The sequence below is a fragment of the Clostridium sp. UBA7503 genome (assembly GCF_002477055.1).
Classification (GTDB): Bacteria; Bacillota; Clostridia; order Clostridiales; family Clostridiaceae; genus Clostridium_J; species Clostridium_J sulfidigenes.
This window is the reverse complement of sequence record NZ_DLNT01000009.1, coordinates 91,447-109,056: the sequence shown is the minus strand read 5'-3', so window position 1 is coordinate 109,056 and position 17,610 is coordinate 91,447. Positions and strand designations below refer to the sequence as shown.

Annotated in this window: 11 protein-coding genes; 2 read left to right on the top strand and 9 right to left on the bottom strand. The window is 30.3% G+C overall.

The window, feature by feature from the left end; all coding sequences use genetic code 11:
• The 5 genes from B3630_RS02255 to B3630_RS02235 all read right to left on the bottom strand — a co-directional run.
• A partial coding sequence (locus B3630_RS02255; protein ID WP_346895163.1) for a hypothetical protein occupies window positions 1-659 on the bottom strand: 659 nt, incomplete at its 3' end.
• A 274-nt stretch (window positions 660-933) separates the two neighbouring features.
• Window positions 934-2,793, bottom strand: coding sequence for a 5'-nucleotidase C-terminal domain-containing protein (locus tag B3630_RS02250; protein WP_346895161.1), 1,860 nt, complete (start codon window positions 2,791-2,793; stop codon window positions 934-936).
• Between the two features lie 416 nt (window positions 2,794-3,209).
• Window positions 3,210-4,997, bottom strand: a complete 1,788-nt coding sequence (locus B3630_RS02245; protein WP_346895159.1) for an ABC transporter ATP-binding protein — start codon at window positions 4,995-4,997, stop codon at window positions 3,210-3,212.
• Window positions 4,997-6,724: an ABC transporter ATP-binding protein gene (locus tag B3630_RS02240; RefSeq protein WP_346895157.1), complete on the bottom strand. Its 1,728-nt coding sequence runs from the start codon at window positions 6,722-6,724 to the stop codon at window positions 4,997-4,999. Before B3630_RS02240 ends, B3630_RS02245 begins: the two co-directional genes overlap by 1 nt.
• A gap of 264 nt (window positions 6,725-6,988) precedes the next feature.
• The gene (locus B3630_RS02235) at window positions 6,989-7,276 is read right to left on the bottom strand and encodes a DUF503 domain-containing protein (protein WP_346895155.1); all 288 of its coding nucleotides are present in this window, start codon (window positions 7,274-7,276) and stop codon (window positions 6,989-6,991) included.
• 313 nt (window positions 7,277-7,589) lie between these two features.
• Between B3630_RS02235 and B3630_RS02230 the strand changes: the two genes are divergently transcribed.
• Window positions 7,590-8,972 carry an MATE family efflux transporter gene (locus tag B3630_RS02230; RefSeq protein ID WP_346895153.1) on the top strand — a complete coding sequence of 461 codons (1,383 nt, stop codon included), beginning with the start codon at window positions 7,590-7,592 and terminating at the stop codon, window positions 8,970-8,972.
• 141 nt (window positions 8,973-9,113) lie between these two features.
• The gene (locus B3630_RS02225; RefSeq protein ID WP_346868587.1) at window positions 9,114-9,623 is read left to right on the top strand and encodes a ferritin; all 510 of its coding nucleotides are present in this window, start codon (window positions 9,114-9,116) and stop codon (window positions 9,621-9,623) included.
• A gap of 155 nt (window positions 9,624-9,778) precedes the next feature.
• On the opposite strand, the gene B3630_RS02220 is transcribed toward B3630_RS02225, so the two are convergent.
• The 4 genes from B3630_RS02220 to B3630_RS02205 all read right to left on the bottom strand — a co-directional run bounded on the left by B3630_RS02220 (window position 9,779) and on the right by B3630_RS02205 (window position 17,550).
• Window positions 9,779-13,222, bottom strand: coding sequence for a pyruvate carboxylase (locus B3630_RS02220; RefSeq protein WP_346895151.1), 3,444 nt, complete (start codon window positions 13,220-13,222; stop codon window positions 9,779-9,781).
• A gap of 502 nt (window positions 13,223-13,724) precedes the next feature.
• Complete coding sequence (locus B3630_RS02215) at window positions 13,725-14,138, bottom strand: hemerythrin domain-containing protein (protein ID WP_346895149.1); 414 nt, start codon at window positions 14,136-14,138, stop codon at window positions 13,725-13,727.
• A 174-nt stretch (window positions 14,139-14,312) separates the two neighbouring features.
• The gene (locus B3630_RS02210) at window positions 14,313-16,058 is read right to left on the bottom strand and encodes a flavin monoamine oxidase family protein (RefSeq protein WP_414632990.1); all 1,746 of its coding nucleotides are present in this window, start codon (window positions 16,056-16,058) and stop codon (window positions 14,313-14,315) included.
• Window positions 16,059-16,143: 85 nt separating this feature from the next.
• A complete protein-coding gene (locus B3630_RS02205) occupies window positions 16,144-17,550 on the bottom strand; it encodes a L,D-transpeptidase family protein (protein WP_346895147.1) in 1,407 nt (468 codons plus the stop codon).
• Window positions 17,551-17,610 lie beyond the last annotated feature (60 nt).

Below are 17,610 nucleotides of genomic sequence, written 5' to 3'. Positions count from 1 at the left end.
GTAGAAGTTTCCCATCTAGTGGCTCCACCAAGTCTACTTGCTGAATAAGTTTTATTCGTAGGTGGTTTAGGAGTTATGTTTCCTTCATTTTGAAGATACTCTATCCATTTACGGTCATTAGGACCATATGCCTCCGTAGTAGTTTTAAGGCTTCTTTCAACATGAGAATCATTTATAACTCCATAGCTTGAATAAGTAAGAATAGTAAATGTTCTTTCAATTACCATTTTTCCTGCAAATTCTTTAGACTCAACAACTCTCATGGAAAGCAACTTAACAAATGTATCATCTTTCAATCCAGAAGAATCAACTGGACTATCGTAATAATATATTTCATCCATTAGGTTCATATTATCATAGTTAGGTGATGTCCCTATGATAATATCAGCTGTAGGTTTTTTAGCCTTTTTCTTCATTTCTTCTAAAGATAAATTGTCTGGAATATTATCTACACATTTAATTTTACTTGTAATCCAGCCTGTACTAGTTTTTAGACCAACTCCCTGTGAATTAAAGCTAGAAGTAGCTGCATATGCTACGGTAGGATTCCCAATAAAATTATTTAATGTTTCTGCTATCCCAGTACCACCAATCCCTCCAATTAAAGTAACAGCTAAAGCTGTAGCAATCACTGTTTTTCCGTATTTTTTTCTTAACATAAAATTATCCCCCTTGTATAAAGTAATCACTAAATACTATATTAATTTTCTTTTATTTACATATCATTCCAAATTATATCATGTATTATTCCATATTTCAACAAAATATACTAATTTAATTGAATTAGTAACTTTTAACATTTTTTATATAGTTACCTTTATTTATATAGAAGTAAAATCTCTCCTTAATTCAAACTCATATAATAATTAAAAAATTATAAAAAACTACCTACTAGTAAAAATCTCTTCTACTAGCAGGTAGTTACTTTAATTATTATGCTGATTTTTTCTTTTTACTTATATATATGCCTAATGCAATTGCCATAATTCCCATAGTTCCAAATGCATCTGGAGTTAATGGAGCACCGGTTTGAGGTAATTTGCTTTGATTACTTGAATTGCTTGGTTTACTTGGATTATTAGTATTTGGAGTTGATGGCTTATTTTCTTCTGGAACATTAGGTTCTGCTGGTTTTTCTTCTTCTGTAGGCTTATCTACAGTTGTATCTTCTCCCGCTACTAATGCATTAAAGTCTACTTTAGGGACACTATTTTTGTTCCAGTCTTTAGCCATTGCATCTCTCATAACTATATTTGTGTTGACGGCATTTATAGCATTAGAGAAGTCATATTTATCTCCACCTGTTAACATAAAGTCATTTATTGATATCGAATAGTATTTATCCATATCAATTTTAGTTCCATCATTTAATCTTATAGATAAAACTTTGCCATCTTCTGGATTATACCAAACTTTTATACCTGCATATTGACCCCATGCAAATCCCTCTGTATTAATTCCATGTTCTATAATGCCATATAGGTCTGAACCCTTAACATCAAGAGTTACTATAGTATTATCAAAAGGAAGAATTTCGTACATATCACCAATAGTGACATCTCCTTGTTCTAGACTTCTTCTAATTCCACCACCATTAGTTATAGCTATCTCAGTTCCTACTATTTTTCTCATAGTTTCTGCTACAGTTACACCAAGTGGAGTTACTGTAGTGTTTTTATCATCATGACTTAAACGCTCTTTAAGTGAAGTTACCTTTTGTCCTAATATTTCACTTAAACCTGAATTCATATCATTTACTCCCTTTAATACATTTTCATCTACTGGAAGGGTAGCCTCTTTACCTAAAAACACATCAACACTAGGCTCTACATCTATAAGCTTGTTACTATCATCAAAAGTAAATGTAAGCTTAGCTAAGGCTCTACCATTATATCCACCTTCTACTACTGGTACTGCATTTACCTCTCCTGAAACTACAGCATGGTTATGACCTGCAATTACAGCATCTACACCTGCAACTTTTGCTATATCAGCAGCTTCCCCAGTTATTTCTTTTGTATTACTATCTTGATACGCTCCGGCATGCGCTATAACTACTACAGCGTCAACATTTTTTGTTTCCCTAAGTACTTTGTTCCACTTAGCAACAGTATCTACTGGAGCTAAAAATTCTACATCTTTTACATTTTCAGCTAAAGTAGAAGTTGCTGTTTCTGGAGTAGAAATTCCTATTAACCCTATTTTTACTCCATTTCTCTCAACTACTTTATATGGCTGTGCATAGTTTACTTTTTCTTCAGTGCCTTTTTTAACTATATTTGCAGCTAAAAATGGGAATCCACCTTCCTTTGACCAAGCATTAATATTATCAACACCCCAGTCAAATTCATGATTACCTATAGCAGATGCTTCAAGTCCCATAGCTTTTAGCATAGCTGTTACTGGTTTACCAGTGGTAAGATTAGAAATTGCAGTCCCTTGATATAAATCTCCTGATGATACTGGTATAACACCATATTCAGTATTAGCTTTATCTTTATATTCATTTACAACTCCTACTAATTTTGCAGCTCCAATATTTTTACTAGACTCTAATACATTGCCATGGAAATCATTAAAACTTATAATGTCAACTACCTTGTTAACCTTACTTAAATTAGTATCCTCTAGTAATTGTGTCTCTATACTGTTTTCGTCACTATCTACAGCTTGGCTATTATTTGTTTTATCATTATCTTCTGCATATACCTCAGTAATATTTATTGGCATTACTAAGGTTGCAAATAAAAATAATGACATTATAAACGCCGTAAGTCTTTTTTTCTCTTTCATACCCTTTCCCCCTAAATATAATTTAATAGGAATATAGTTAACTATATTCCTTATACCTTATATTGTATTACCCATTATTTTACTTTTCAATAGTTTTATTCCTTAATTGTAATTTATTCCACGGAAAAATAATTTAATTATAAATTTAAAATAAAATTCAATAGGATTTTAACTATAAACTATTTAAATATGAAGCTATAAAACTATGTTCCTATTTAAATATATACCTATAAACCTATTTAAATATTTACCTAGTTAACTAGTTGTTGTGCTCATGCGGGTTTCATGATATTAGGTTACTTAAACTATAAAATTAAATTTATATTTAAATTAATGTATATTTAAAGTTATATCGTGCTATATATGTTACAAAAATATAAAAACGTCTCTTAAAAAGAGACGTTTTTTAATAATATTTAACTACTTATTTCTTCATTATTTCTAAATTGACTATTATAAAGTTTCTCATAGAAACCACCATTTGCCATTAGTTCTTCATGATTTCCTTGCTCTATAATATTACCTTCATCTATAACTAAAATTAAATCCGCACTACGGATAGTGGAAAGTCTGTGGGCAATAACAAAGCTTGTTCTTCCCTTCATTATATTCTTCATAGCTTTTTGAAGTAATAGCTCTAGTCTAGTATCTACAGAGCTTGTTGCCTCATCTAATATCAATATGGCAGGATCTGATATTATAGCTCTAGCAATAGTTAACAACTGCTTTTCACCTTGAGATATATTAGATGCTTCTTCATTAAGAAACATGTTATACCCATCAGGTAGAGTCTTTATAAAGTGGTGTACATTAGCTATCTTAGCAGCTTCTATTATTTCCTCTTTTGTAGCATCAAATCTCCCATACTTTATATTATCGTAAATTGTACCATTATACAGCCATGTATCTTGAAGAACCATTCCAAATATTGACCGTAGCTCTTCCCTCTTCATGTCTCTAATGTCTACTCCATCTACCTTTATAGCTCCCTCTTTGACTTCATAAAATCTCATAAGTAAGTTTATAAGAGTAGTTTTACCTGCTCCTGTAGGACCTACAATGGCTACCATTTGCCCACTCTTTACCTCTGCGCTTAAGTCTTTTATTAATGGCTTGTCGTCACTATACCCAAACTTAACATGTTCAAAGGTAACATTACCACATGGATTTTCTAATTTTATTGAATCTTCTTTATCTGAAATTTCTTCCTCCTCATTTAATATTTCAAATGCACGATCAATTGCTGCAAAAGCTGATTGTATAGCTGAGGATAATTGAGTTACCTGAGAAAGAGGTTGATTTATCTGCCATATATAACGGATAAATGCTTGTAGATTTCCAACAGTAATGACTCCTGCTATGGCATTAATTGCACCTAATACTCCAATAGCTGCAATTCCTAAATAACTTACTAGAGAAACTAGGGGTGACATTATACTTGATATAAATTGTGCTTTAAATCCAGTACTACAAAGTTCTTGATTTATATTTCCAAATTCTCTTATAACATCATCTTGCTTTCCATATAGTTTTATCTCATTAAAGCCAGTATACATCTCCTGAACCTTACCATTTAAGTTTCCTAAAGCATTTTGTTGATTATAAAACAGTTTCTGTGATTTTCCAACTATAACTCTAGATATTATATAACTTATAGGTATTATAAGTATAGCTACTAATGCCATCTTCACATTTATTGTAAACATCATTATCAAGGCAAAAGTTAATGAAAGAACTGCATTAACTACTTGAACAAAACTTTGCTGTAATGCATTAGATATAGTATCTATATCATTGGTAATACGACTTAATACATCTCCATAGCTATTTTTATCAAAGTAACTCACTGGTAATTTTCTAATTTTATCTTGAACGGCATTTCTTAAATCCCTCATGGTATTTTGAATTGCATTAGTTAACATGAAGCTAGCTGCATATGTTGATGCTGTACCTCCTACATATACAAAGGCTAAAACTATTAAAATTTTTATTATATAATTAAAGTTTACTGAAGCTCCTGCTACTCCTTTCGCCATATCAAAGGCATCCTTGGTAAGCTGAGTTATAATTAATCCTTCTGTCATGGGAGCTAGAGCAGTAAATACCGCTGCTATAATTACAAATATTATGGCCCCTATAAAAGGCCATTTATAGGGTTTTACAAAGGGAGAAATTTTACTTACTGTATTTTTAATCTTCTTCATTATGCCAACTCCTCCTTTGTTAATTGTGATGATGCAATCTCTTTATATATATGGCAATTTTTCAGTAACTCTCTATGAGTTCCTATTCCAACTACTTCACCTTCATTTAATACTATAATTTTATCAGCATCCATAATAGAGCTTATTCTTTGAGCAACTATCAATACTACAGCCTCTTTAGTTTCATTTTTAAGCTTAGCTCTAAGGGTAGCATCTGTTTTAAAATCTAAGGCAGAAAAGCTATCATCAAAAATATATATTGCAGGCCTTCTTATTATAGCTCTAGCAATAGATATTCTTTGCTTTTGACCTCCAGATACATTACCTCCCCCTTCACTTATTAACTCCTCAAACTTCTTAGGTTTTTTAATTATAAAGTCATAGGCTTGGGCCACCTTTGAAGAATATTCAACCTCTTGTACAGTAGCTTTCTTTTTACCAAATCTAATATTTGTATCTATACTTCCTGTAAATAACCTAGTCTTTTGAGGTATAAATCCAATTTTTTTACGTAAAGTCTTTAAATCATATTCTCTAATATCTATCCCATCTATCTTTATACATCCTTCAGTAACATCATAAAATCTAGGAATCAGGTTTATTAGTGTACTCTTTCCACTACCAGTACTTCCTATAAACGCAATAGTTTCTCCCTTTTTAGCTGTAAAGGAAATATCTTTAAGCACAGGTACTTCTCCATCTGGATAAGTAAAGGTAACTTTATTAAATTCTACAGTTCCTTCATTATTACTCTTCTTGATTCCATTCTCAGGATTCTTGATAATAGGTTCAGCATCTAATAGCTCTTGTATTCTATTAGATGAAACTTGTGCTTTAGGATACATAACAAATACAGTTGAAAATAACATAAGCGAAAACATAGCATGGAATAAGTACTCTATAAAAGCAACTAATTGTCCTACTTGAAGAGTTCCCACATTTATCATGCTACTAGAAATCCAAAATATGGATATAATTGCTAAATTAAGCACTAAGAAAAAGCTTGGCTGAGATATAGACATAAGCTTAAAAATTTTCTTTGAAATCTCAGTATAGTCCTTATTAGTTTCAGCAAATCTTTCTCTTTCATGATCATCATTACCGAAAGCTCTTATTACCCTTATTCCTGTCAAGTTTTCTCTAGATATTCTGTTTAACTTATCTAAATTTTTCTGTTGAATCTCTGACCATGGATGGGAAATTTTAGCTATTATAAATACACCAACAATTATAAACGGTAATGTAACAGCTAATATACTTGATAATGATGAACTTGTTTTAAGTATCATCACTAGGCTTACTATAAACATTACTGGTGTAATCAACGCTAATCTTAGTAATATATTTATAAATTGCATTACTTGAAATGCATCGTTGGTAGTTCTAGTAATCATTGATGATATACCAAATCTATCATATTCACTATGAGAAAACTCCTGTGATTTTTTAAATATATCATTCCTTATATCTCTAGTTACATTTGTAGATATTTTAGATGAACAATATCCTAACAATATTGTCCCTAAAACCCCTATTATAGATATAACTACAATTATAAGTCCCATTGTTTTTATATATTCTATATCACCATTAGCTATTCCCTTGTCAATAACTTTAGCTATAATAGTTGGTATTCCAAGTTCAACTAAAGCAAAGCCAAATACTGATATCATATTAATCATAAGAAGCATTTTATACTTTTTTAAGTATTTTAAAATTAATTTCATTTTATAATTCCTCCTTTGTAAATATTTTTTATTAATACTAATAATATAAATTAATAATTTAATCATTTGTTCTATAATTAACTTTAATTATTTACCACTATTAGAATATAATACCCACAGCTTAACTATGAAGTCAATGGAATTTATAACCGTGAATACAATTACATAAAGAATTATTAATATTTATTATTTTATTTCCTCTATGTGTGTTGCAACTTTCCCTTTTTTAATATCTTCTAAAATTTTTCACCATTTAATACCACATCAAAACACATCTTCCTCATTCTCAATTTTAATTATTTCTGCATCTGTATTTTCTTCTATAAAATTTATTATATTTTCCATGGTAGAATCGACGAGAGCTGACGTTCCACAAACTCCTGCAATACCTATAACTAATGTTTGATGTATATCTTGTTCATCAACTTCGCCAACAGAAATATTAAACTTATTTCTTAGTCTTTGAATTAAACTTTTTATCACCATTCTCTTTTCTTTTAAAGAATGTACCCATGAGGCTCTTAGTGTAACACGCATTATTAATATTTTCATTGTATTATCACTCCATTAATTTAATATTTTATATTAACTTCTCTAGTTTCAATATTGTTATTTTCTTACATTGTAAACCATTGATATTACTATAATCAAGGCTCCTAGAGTAAATCTAATGAATTACCTCCAATGTGCCCTATTATTCTAATTTTATCACAACATTACTATATATATCCTTCATTGCTCTTCTTTTACATACATCCTATAATGATAATGGGATTTTTCATCTTAAGGTATATATAAACTTATTATTAAATTATAAATTTTAAATTAAAATCTATAATTATATCATTTGAGGAGGTAAACTATTATGAACTCTGAAACTATCACTAAAAGGGATAATAAGATTAAAGATAGTTCTATCACTGATATGACCATTGGAAACCCTTTTAAAATTTTATGGACTTTTTCTGTTCCCATGTTACTTAGTTCACTTTTTCAACAGCTTTATAATATTGTGGATAGTATTGTAGCGGGAAAATTTATAGGAGTAAATGCTTTAGCTGCTGTAGGCGCTTCTTATCCTATAACTGCACTATTCATAGCTGTGGCTGTAGGCTCTAGTATGGGATGTTCTGTAGTAGTTGCACAAATCTTTGGTTCAAAAAAATATACTACTATGAAATCTGCAATTTCAACAGCTATAATATCTCTAACTAGTCTTAGCATTATTTTAACTATCTTGGGTAGTGTTTTTTGTAAGCCTCTTATGAGACTTCTTCATACTCCAGAAAATATATTTTTTGATTCTTCCCTTTATTTACAAATATACATAAGCGGAATTATATTTTTATTTTTATATAATACTGCCACCGCCATATTTAATGGTTTGGGAGATTCCAAAACACCTTTATATCTTTTAATTTTCTCTTCTATATTTAATATTATTTTAGACCTAGTATTTGTTATAGTTTTTAAAATGGGTGTATCGGGAGTTGCCTGGGCTACTTTTATTGCTCAAGGTATTTCTTCTATCTTAGCTATAGTATGTCTTATTATGAGATTACGTAAGATTGAAGTCACTGAAAGATATCCGTACTTTAGTAGTTATATTTTGAAACGTATAAGTAGAATTGCTATACCAAGTATAATGCAACAATCCTTTATATCTGTAGGTCAAATTTGTGTACAAGGTCTAGTTAATAGTTACGGAGCCATAGTCGTAGCAGGATATTCTGCTGCCTTTAGAGTTCATACCATCGCTCTTACTTCTATGAGCACTATGTCTAGTGCACTTTCTAGCTTCACTGCACAAAACATTGGTGCAAAAAAAATTTCCCGGGTGAAAGAAGGATATAAAGCTGCAGTAGCTATAACCTTAAGTATATGTGGTGGAATTCTTATTTTATTTTTAATCTTTGCTCCAAAGTTAATTGGATTGTTTGTAGATTCTAGGGAGAGTATAAATGTAATTAATGTGGGTACTGAGTTTCTAAGAACCCTAGCACCTTTTTATTTAGTAGTAGGTCTTAAGATGGTATGTGATGGTGTTCTCCGTGGAGCTGGAGCTATGAAAGACTTTATGTTTGCCACCTTTTCTGATTTAATACTAAGAGTAGCCCTTTCCTTCATTTTGGCTTCAATAATAGGATATTCTGGTATCTGGTGGTCCTTCCCTCTTGGTTGGATAATAGGAACTGCTTTATCTGTATACTTTTATTATAAGGGTACTTGGAAACCTTCAATTAATTAAATATTAATTAAATAATAATATTTATTCCTACTATTAAATTGTTTTAGTTGTTATAATTTGAATAACTATGGTAAATCATGTAGAATAGTACTAAATATCTAAAATTCTATAATAAACTAAGGATTACAAGGAGGTATACTAATGTTAAGTGATAATTTATTAAAAAATCTTAATGACCAAGTAAACTTTGAATTTTATTCATCTTACACTTATTTAGCTATGTCAGCCTATGCTGAATCTGTTGATTTAAGTGGAATAGCTAATTTCTTTAGAGTTCAAGCTCAAGAGGAATTATTTCATGCAATGAAACTTTATGACTATATTTTTCAAAAAAATGGTGTTGTTGAATTAGATAAAATTGATAAACCAGAGGGCAAATATGAAAGTATAATAGACGTGTTTGAAACTGGTTATAAACATGAACAACTAGTTACAAGTAGAATTTATAAGTTAGCAGATATTGCTTCTGAAGAAAAAGAACATGCAACTATGAGCTTACTTAGATGGTTCATAGATGAACAGGTTGAAGAGGAAAATACCTTTAATACTCTTCTTAAAAAGATTAAAAGAGCTGAAGATAATCCAGCAGCCTTATACATGTTAGATGAAGAACTTGCTACAAGAGTTTTCACTCCACCAACTACTGCGTAATGTGAAACTCAATTACTCATTATAATATTTAGTGAGTATAATGACAATGCAAAAGACTTACTTAGTGATACAACATTAAGTAAGTCTTTTATAATATATATAAATTTTTTATAGGGTTGCAATTATACATTACTAGGAATTTAAAATATAAATTATTACTTTAATTTTACTAGTAATTGTCCTGTCTTTACTTGTTGTCCTTCTGATACAAGAATGGAGTCAATAATACCGTCCATAGAAGCTACTATATTAGTTTCCATTTTCATTGCTTCTATTGTCAGTAAGCTCTCTCCCTCTTTAACTTGTTGTCCTTTTTCTACTAAGACTTTAATTATAGTTCCAGGAATACTTGCTCCAATCTCTAGCTTATCCTCAGCATTAGCCATCTTTATAGAGTTATCACTACCACTACTCTTTAAAGCACTTGCTGTTTTATCTTTAATTTTAATTTCTCTTCTATTTCCATTAATTTCAAAGGCTAGAGTTCTATATCCTTCTGAATCTAATTTACCTATTTCTATAAATTGAACTATAAGAGTCTTTCCTTCTGCAACTTCAACTTCACAAGTTTCACCCTCTGCAAGTCCATGGAAGAATACATCACTACCCATACGACTTACATCACCATACTCTGAAACAAATTTTAAGAAATCTTCAAATACTTCAGGATATAAGGCATAACTTATAGCATCTTTTTTAGATGGATTATATTTATACTTATCCTTTAAGTATTCTTCAATTTTATTAAAGTCTTCAGATGGTAATAATTCTCCTGGTCTATCCGTTATAGCCTTTTCACCCTTTAAAACTATCTTTTGTAGTTCCTCTGGGAATCCACCTTCTGGTTGACCCATCATCCCTTTGAAATAAGATACTGCCGAATCTGGAAAAGCCATATTTCTTCCCTTTTCACAGATATTTTCAGAAGTTAATCCATTTTGAACCATGAAAATAGCCATGTCCCCTACCATTTTTGAAGAAGGTGTAACTTTTATTATATCCCCTACCATATTATTTACCTCTTTGTACATAGACTTAACTTCTTCAAATCTATGACCAAGTCCAAAACTTTCTACTTGAGGTTTTAAGTTTGAATATTGTCCCCCTGGAATCTCATATTTATAAATTTCTGCTCTACCTGACTTAAGTCCTGATTCAAACTGTTCATATACCGGTCTCACAGCATCCCAATAATTTGATAATTTTTGAATTTCACTTACATTTATACCAGTATCTCTGTCTGTATTTTCAAGAGCTGCTACTACAGAGTTTAGAGCTGGTTGGCTAGTTAAACCAGACATACTATTAAAAGTTGTATCTACAATATCTACTCCAGCATCTGCTGCCATAAGTACAGTTGCTACACCATTTCCAGTAGTGTCATGGGTATGTAAATGAATAGGTATTGAAATCTCATTTTTTAATGCTTTAATAAGTTTTTTAGCTGCATAAGGTTTAAGCAATGCAGACATATCCTTTATAGCAAGTATATGAGCTCCCATTTTTTCTATTTCTTTAGCCTTATTTATATAGTATTCAAGACTATATTTATCTCTAGTTACATCTAAAATATCTCCAGTATAGCATAGAGCAACTTCTGCTAACTTCCCACAGTTTAAAACTTCCTCAAGAGAAGTCTCTATACCCTTTAACCAGTTAAGTGAGTCAAAAATCCTAAATATGTCTATACCACTGTTCGAAGATTCTCTTATAAATTCTTTTATTACGTTATCTGGATAATTTTTGTATCCTACTCCATTAGCTCCTCTTATTAGCATCTGGAACATAACATTAGGAATTCTTTTTCTTAATTCTTCAAGTCTTTCCCATGGAGATTCTTTTAAGAATCTGTAAGCCGTATCAAAGGTAGCTCCACCCCACATCTCAAGAGAAAATAAATCTCTTCCATAGGCTGAAGTCGCCTTTGCAATGTTGAACATATCTCTACTTCTCACTCTTGTAGCCATTAAGGATTGCTGTGCATCCCTCATAGTAGTATCGGTAATTAATAGTTTTTTCTGATTCTTAATCCAATTTACAACACCCTCTGGACCTTGTTCATCTAATATTTTCTTTGTACCTTGTATGCCTTCTAAAGAGTCTACAACTGGAATAACTGGTACATCAAATTCTCTCTTATTTCCCTTAGTTTCATTTACTATTTTTTCTCCAATGATTTTTAAAACCTTATATTCTTCATCAGTTCTAGGTTTTATATCAAATAATTGAGGATTATCTGCTATGAAATTAGTATCACATTCTCCTCTTCTAAAGGTTTCATTATTTAATACGTTTATTAGAAAATCTATATTGGTCTTAACCCCAGTAATATTTAATTCTTTAATGGAACGTATGGATTTTCTAATTGTATCTTCAAAGGTTCTAGAATAAGCTGTTGTTTTTACAAGTAAACTATCGTAATAAGGACTAATTACAGCACCACTAAATCCATTTCCTCCATCTAGTCTTATCCCAAATCCTGAACCTGTTCTATAAACATCTATTTTTCCTGTATCTGGGGCAAAACTATTAGAAGGATCTTCTGTAGTTACCCTACATTGGATTGCAAAACCTCTTGGTTTTACATCCTCCTGTGAAAAAATTCCTATTTCCTTAGAATCTAAACTATATCCCTGCGCTATTAAAATTTGACTTTGGACGATATCTATTCCTGTAGTCATTTCGCTAACAGTATGTTCTACTTGTATTCTTGGATTCATCTCAATAAAATAGTGATTGCCATGTATATCTACTAAGAACTCTAAAGTTCCAGCACTTATGTATCCTACGGATTTTGCAATCTTTAAAGCATCCTCACAGATAACTTGTCTTTTTTCTTTACTTAGAGATACAGCTGGGCTAAATTCAATAACCTTTTGATGTCTTCTTTGTATTGAACAATCTCTTTCATAAAGATGAACTATATTACCATGCTTATCTCCAAGAACTTGAATCTCAATATGTTTAGGTCCTTCTAGATATTTTTCTATAAATATATCATCTATTCCGAAAGCCTTTTTTGCCTCATTTTTAGCACTTTTAAAAGACTCCAGAAGTTCTTCTTCTTTTCTTACTATCCTCATACCTCTTCCACCACCGCCGGCAGCAGCCTTTAGCATGATTGGATATCCACATTCTTTTGCAAACTTAATTGCTTCTGTCTCTGAAGTAATTGGCTTTTCAACTCCTGGTATTACAGGTACACCAACTTCTTTTGCTACAATTTTTGATTTTATTTTATCCCCTAATCTATCCATCATTTCTGCTCTAGGTCCTATAAATTCTATTCCTGCCTCTTTACACTTTCTAGCGAACTCAGGATTTTCAGATAGAAATCCATAACCTGGATGGATGGCATCTACACGCTTTTTTAATGCAAGATTAATTATTTCATCAATATTTAAATAAGCGTCAACAGGGCTTTTATTCTTTCCAATCTTATAGGCTTCATGGGCCTTTGTTCTGAAAAGAGAAAGCTTATCCTCCTCAGAATATATAGCAACAGTTCTTATTCCAAGCTCATGACAAGCTCTAAATATTCTTATTGCAATTTCTCCTCTATTTGCTACTAATACTCTTTTGAATTTTTTCTTAGTCATATAAAAAACACCACCATCTTTTATTATTTTCAACTAAAAACTTTATAAATTTATGCAATATATAATCTTTAGTTTATGCAAAATATATTTTTTTAACAAAAATAATTGGACTTCAATAACATGTTTTTAATTATATCACACACTTCCTATAAAGTATAGCATTTTTATAAAATTATTATGTACAACTGAAATTTATTATTTATGTACTTGCAAATATAATAATTTGAATAAAAAAACGATTTAAAATAATTCTATTTGAATTATTCTAAATCATCTTCAACTTCTTGTATTTAGCTATTTTGTTTAAAATTCATTGTATGTTATTATGTATTTTCAACTTTACAAGATAATATTTTATGAATTTATATTCTTTAAATATTTTATTTGTGTTAAATCAATTTATTGTATTTTCATTTAATATTAACTAATTTATTTTATAAATTACCTATAATATATTAATTAATTCCACTTTTGGTAATAAAACATATAAATATTTATGATACTAATTAACATTCATCATTTTATATAATTCATTTTCTTCCTTGGCAATTCTTGTCTCTATAGCTTTTAATATACACTGAGTTTCTTCAATGAATCCCATTAAATTAGCTTCAATTTTATTCTTAGTATTAAATTTTTTTTTATAACTAGTGAATACTTCTGAAATTTCACCCATTTCATTCATATATAAATTAGCCATTTTCTTAAGTGATAAATCTTTACCATTAATTAAGGTTGGATATAAAAACTTATCCTCTGATGTTAAGTGAATTTGTAATTTCCCTGCGAGTTTATTTATATGACTTGCTGCTTCCATTGCATTTAATACCATAACATTTTTATTTATCATTTCTTTTATTAACCTTATTTCATCTGATATATCTCTGTGTTGTCTCATTAAATTATTTAAATTCATGGTGATACCCCCTACTGATTTACTACCTTTATTATAAACAAAATATAGCATAAGTTATGTACCATTTGTTACAGCTTTTAGTATATATTCTATATTTTAATTAATATTAAAATAGGTCATATCAAAATAATCTATTAATCTTAAATTAATATATTTTGATATAACCTCTTATTTTCAATTTATAACTGTTTTTATATAATTTTTACAATGTTCTGCTACTCCATTTGCAGCTATCATTGCACTTTTTATTGCGCCTTGTATCCAACCATGTTCCTGCGAAATATGTTCACCAGCAAAATATACTCTATTGCCATATTCAGGTTGGCTAGAAACATAGGAAAATAGCCTTTTTTGGCCAGGCATATAATAGCAAACAGCTCCAAAAAATCCTTGTTCATTATTCCATTGTATGGTTTTATTATCCAATACTATATCATCAAGATATCCTTTTTTGAGTCCTTGGACATGCTCTACTTGGGTTTTTATCCATTCTAACCTAGTTATTGGTTCCAAATTACCAAGACGTACTGCATCTCTAGCTAAATTATAGGATGCCATAAGAACTCCAGCCCCTTCATAACTTTTATACTCTCTTCTCACAGAAGGTATTACCTGACTTTCCAGATCAGCAATATTGTACTCAATATTATAAGATGGGAACCATATACTTCCTACTGGCAGGTCTGTATAAGAGGCGCCACCTATTATTGCTTTACTAGGCCCCCCTTCTTCCCAAAATTTCTCATTACACATAAAAATAGTTTTTTGTCCTGCTATATAATTAACCTCTTTAATTGCTTGCATTTTACCTGTACTAAACATAGGGTATACAATTACATTTCGAAGACTAGAAAAAGGAATAGTACATACTACAAAATCAAAACTTTTACGACTAGTAGTCATTTCACCTTCACTACTATATTCTAAAATAACAGTATTGTCTTCATTATTTTTATATATCCCTTTTACTCTAGTTCCATTATTCCAAGTTATCTTACCTAACTGATTCTCTGAAATATTTTTGTATTCTTTTGGATTTAGTGACTTCAACGAGCGATACATAGCAAGGGGTAAATTAACCATTCCTCCATCTATTTGGTACCTAAAAGCATCATCTACAGCATACTGTTCTTGGAGACTTTCAATATAACTATTGTCATATAACCATCCCGAGAAAGTTGCAATGCATGATATTAATTCTATAGCACCTTCACTTAATCCCCGTTCTTCAAGCTCTCTTCTTATGCTTATACTATCAAAATAATCAATTTCTGGAGAGTAATTTTTTTTATTTTGCAACAACTCTCTTCTTATATCTGGACTGATTTGAAGTAAGCTAGCTCCTAAGCCATAACTTACAAGCTTTTGCCATGGCTCTTGTCTTTCCCATGGTGCTAAATTAAATTCAGGATATATTTTTTCCATAACACTTCTTCCATCCGGATCATTGATAGCTCTTTTATTTCTCACATAAATAAAGGCATTATCATTATTTTGAACAAAAGGTGTTGTTCTTAATTTAAATTGATTTATATACTTCCATGTAGCTTCATGACTTACTGGTATTCTCATAGCACCAAGCTCGCCATAATACCTTTTATTTTTATCAAAATAGTAAGTATAAATTCTTCCTCCTATACGTTCCTTTTGCTGCTCAAATATAGTTATGTCAAAACCCAATTTCCTAAGCTCAAAAGCAGCAGATAAACCTGCAATTCCTCCTCCTATTATACCTACATTAAGCCCCTTGCATTGACCTGGCGATAATATAGTTGTAATGTCCTTTGGTGGACTGAGTAGTTCAATTAAATTATAGTAATCTTCTATTCGACCTACTTCTTCTAAAGCAAGCTTTAGCATACTATGCCTTTCCTCATCTGTAGGATTACTTGGCTGTATAACTTTAATTTCCCTAGCCAAATAGTTTCAACTCCTTTTAGTTCTATAGTACTTATAATATTCTACTTTACTAAAAAGAGTTCTATTATTTAAATATATAATCAAACTAGAAATAACATATTACTGGTGTACCCTGAGTTATATATTCAAATATCTTACTAGCTACACTATATGGAGTATTTATACATCCATGTGATCCATCTTTTATATATATTTCTCCTCCAAATTTTGAACGCCAAGTAGCATCATGAATACCGATATCCCCATTGAAAGGCATCCAATAATTAACAGGCGCTGCATAATTTTCTCCTCTTAAGGTTGCATTTTTTTCTTTGTAAGTTAAACTGTAAATACCTGATGGTGTAGCATGTTTACTATCAGCATTGCCACTAACCATAGGACCTTCTGTAATTAAAACTCCATCATTGTAAAACCATATATGCTGGGTTGTTAAATTAATTTCTACATAGGTATTTCCGAAATCATTTGTACCATAAGCTACAGCTGTTTGAGCATATATAGGTTGTCTTTCTTCCTTTTTTCCATCTTTAATAGCATTAATTAAAGATTCAGTTTCTTCACTATAATTAATTAACCATCCATAGTCACCTCCGCTTACATTTACAGTAGTTCCAAGGGAGGTTTTAAAATTCCTTGTAGCCCCATAGGTATCATATTTAATGGACAGTGAATTTACATATTCTCTTGCCTTTTCTTCATCAATAGATACCTTAAAGTTTTTATCAATATGAAGCCAATTATGAATAGAATCTTCATTTAACACTTCTTTATTATCTCCAAAATTATGAGTAATTACTGAACTTATATACTTATCAAGAGTATTTTTAGCCTTTACTACTTCCTTTGAATTAACAGTATACTTTGGATCTTCATAGCACTTAGTTTCATCTAAATTTATTTCGTCTACTTTATTATTAAGTGCTTCCTTAACTTTTTTGTATAGTATATCTTTATTTACCATATTTCCTTGAATCTCTTCTTTAATTACGTATTCATTATTTTCATATTGAATTTTAGCATTCTCAGGTTTAATTATATTGTCATCCTTAAAACAATTTAAACTATGGAACTTCTTTTTTAACAATTCATCATTATAAGATACTTCTTTTTCTAACTTATAATCACTAGTATTAAAAATTCCATAAATCCATCCAAAAGCACTTTGATATTCCTTCAAATCTTCGATTTTATTTTCTAAACTATACCTATATTCAATATCTCTTCCATTTATATTTTCTTCAACATTATCTCTCTGCTCTAATTTTAATATATAAGCTTCACTTTCTGCTAATATATCAGCTTCTATATCTTCCGTGGTTTTTCCAGTAACACTAACTCCATTAATCTTAGTTCCAAAATAAAATCTCTTCACAAAATATAAAGATGTGCTTAAATATATAATTAGCAAAATACTAATGGAAATTATAATACCTATAAGTATCCTCTTCTTTATATTCACACTTTTTTCTACTTCTTGATCTTTAATCTCCATAGTAACCCCCTATATAACTAGTAATTGCAAATAAATTTACCCCGACTATTTACAATTAAA

Excerpts from the sequence above, each read along its gene's own strand:
- B3630_RS02250 (WP_346895161.1), bottom strand. The coding sequence starts at position 2,793 with ATGAAAGAGAAAAAAAGACTTACGGCGTTTATAATGTCATTATTTTTA.
- B3630_RS02245 (WP_346895159.1), bottom strand. The coding sequence starts at position 4,997 with ATGAAGAAGATTAAAAATACAGTAAGTAAAATTTCTCCCTTTGTAAAA.
- B3630_RS02240 (WP_346895157.1), bottom strand. The coding sequence starts at position 6,724 with ATGAAATTAATTTTAAAATACTTAAAAAAGTATAAAATGCTTCTTATG.
- B3630_RS02235 (WP_346895155.1), bottom strand. The coding sequence starts at position 7,276 with ATGAAAATATTAATAATGCGTGTTACACTAAGAGCCTCATGGGTACAT.
- B3630_RS02230 (WP_346895153.1), top strand. The coding sequence starts at position 7,590 with ATGAACTCTGAAACTATCACTAAAAGGGATAATAAGATTAAAGATAGT.
- B3630_RS02225 (WP_346868587.1), top strand. The coding sequence starts at position 9,114 with ATGTTAAGTGATAATTTATTAAAAAATCTTAATGACCAAGTAAACTTT.
- B3630_RS02220 (WP_346895151.1), bottom strand. The coding sequence starts at position 13,222 with ATGACTAAGAAAAAATTCAAAAGAGTATTAGTAGCAAATAGAGGAGAA.
- B3630_RS02215 (WP_346895149.1), bottom strand. The coding sequence starts at position 14,138 with ATGAATTTAAATAATTTAATGAGACAACACAGAGATATATCAGATGAA.
- B3630_RS02205 (WP_346895147.1), bottom strand. The coding sequence starts at position 17,550 with ATGGAGATTAAAGATCAAGAAGTAGAAAAAAGTGTGAATATAAAGAAG.